The organism is Streptomyces sp. NPDC090442 (assembly GCF_044769405.1).
Taxonomy (GTDB): domain Bacteria; phylum Actinomycetota; class Actinomycetes; order Streptomycetales; family Streptomycetaceae; genus Streptomyces.
In genome coordinates this window covers 1-2,209 of record NZ_JBIVXW010000216.1, presented here as the reverse complement: position 1 = coordinate 2,209, position 2,209 = coordinate 1, and the positions used below count along the sequence as shown (strand labels likewise).

The following is a 2,209-nucleotide window of genomic DNA, read 5'->3' as shown; positions in this document are numbered from 1 at the left end:
TGTGGCCTCCGGCCGTGTCTCGTACACCTTCGGCTTCGAGGGCCCGGCCGTCACCGTGGACACCGCCTGCTCCTCGTCCCTGGTCGCCCTGCACTTGGGGGCCCAGGCACTCCGAGCCGGCGAGTGCACTCTTGCCCTGGCCGGCGGTGTGACGGTGATGTCGACGCCAGGCACGTTCGTGGAGTTCTCCCGTCAGCGGGGGTTGGCTGCGGACGGCCGTTCCAAGGCGTTCGCCGAGGCCGCTGATGGTGTGGGGTGGTCCGAGGGTGTGGGCATGCTGGTGTTGGAGCGCCAGTCGGATGCCGTGCGCAACGGTCATCAGGTCCTGGCCGTGGTGCGTGGTTCGGCGGTCAACCAGGACGGTGCGTCCAACGGCCTGACGGCTCCCAACGGACCGTCCCAACAGCGCGTGATTCGCCAGGCGTTGGCGAGTGGTGGCCTGTCCACGGGTGATGTGGACGTGGTCGAGGCGCACGGCACCGGCACGACGCTCGGCGACCCCATCGAGGCCCAGGCACTGATCGCCACCTATGGCCGCGATCGTGATCCCGAGCGTCCGCTGCTGCTCGGCTCGGTCAAGTCCAACATCGGGCACGCGCAGGCCGCGGCGGGTGTCGCCGGTGTGATCAAGATGGTGTTGGCGATGCGGCACGGTGTCTTGCCGCAGACCCTGCACGTCGATGCGCCGTCGTCGCACGTCGACTGGGACGCGGGTGCCGTCGAGTTGCTCACCGAGCAGACGGCCTGGCCGGAGACGGGCAGGGCCCGGCGGGCCGGCGTGTCCTCGTTCGGTATCAGTGGCACCAACGCCCACGTCATCCTGGAACAGCCGGCGAGCGGCGCCGACCGTCCGGTGACGGAAACCAGTGCTGCGGAGCCCGACGTGGTGCCGTGGGTGCTGTCCGGAAAGACGCCGGAGGCCCTGCGTGCCCAGGCCGCCCGCCTCCGTGACTCCTTGCTGGCGCGGCCCGGCCTGCGCTCGGTGGACATCGGCCACTCGCTGGCAGCCACCCGTTCGCTGTTCGACCACCGTGCGGTCCTGCTCGTCAGTGACCAGACGGACCCCATCGCAGCCCTGGGCGCCCTGGCACTCGGCGCGCCCGATCCGTCCGTGGTCTCCGACTCGGTGGCGAGCGGCAGTTCGGCCGTGTTGTTCTCGGGTCAGGGTTCGCAGCGCCTGGGGATGGGGCGTGAGTTGTATGGCCGGTTCCCGGTGTTCGCCCAGGCACTGGACTCGGTGATCGAGCTGTTGGACGAGGAGCTGTCTGGTTCGTCGTCCGGGGTCGGTGTGCGTGCGGTGATGTGGGGTGCGGACGCCGACGCGTTGAACGAGACGGGTTGGGCGCAGCCGGCTCTCTTCGCCGTCGAGGTGGCGTTGTATCGGCTGGTGGAGAGTTGGGGTGTGCGGCCGGACTTCGTGGCCGGTCATTCCATCGGTGAGATTGCGGCGGCGCATGTCGCGGGGGTGTTCACCTTGCGGGATGCGTGTCGTCTGGTGGTGGCGCGTGCGTCGTTGATGCAGGCGTTGCCGTCCGGTGGTGCGATGGTCGCGGTCCAGGCCGCCGAGGACGAGGTCGTCCCGCACCTGTCCGATGGGCTCTCTATCGCCGCCGTCAACGGCCCTGCCTCCGTGGTCGTCTCCGGCACTGACGATGACGTGCAGGCCGTGGCACAGCACTTCGCCGACCAGGGGCGGCGCACCAGTCGTCTCCAGGTGTCGCACGCGTTCCACTCCCCGCTGATGGACCCGATGCTCGATGGCTTCCGGGCTGTTGCCGAGGAGCTGTCCTACGCTGCTCCGACCCTCCCCGTCGTGTCGAACCTGACGGGCGGACTGGCCTCGGCCGACGAGTTGTGCTCGGCGGAGTACTGGGTCCGGCACGTCCGGGAAGCCGTCCGTTTCGCCGACGGCGTCACCACCCTCGAAGCCGAGGGAGTGCGGACCTTCGTGGAGCTGGGACCCGACGGTGTCCTGTCCGCCCTGGCCCAACAGTCCCTCGCGGGAGAAGCCGTGACCGTTCCGGTCCTGCGCAAGGACCGTGACGAGGAGTCCGCGGTGCTCACGGCCCGAGCCCACTTCCACACGCGCGGACTCGTCGCGGGCTGGCGGGACTTCTTCGCTGGTGTGGGTGCGGGGTGGGTGGAGTTGCCGACGTATGCGTTCCAGCGGGAGTGGTTCTGGCCGGTGGGGCGGTTGGTTGGTGGTGGT

At 69.6% G+C, this 2,209-nt stretch carries 1 protein-coding gene; it reads left to right on the top strand.

Annotated elements, in window-relative coordinates:
* Positions 1-2,209, top strand: a 2,209-nt coding sequence (locus ACIQU6_RS44460; protein WP_403488397.1) for a type I polyketide synthase, incomplete at both ends; no start/stop codon positions are given.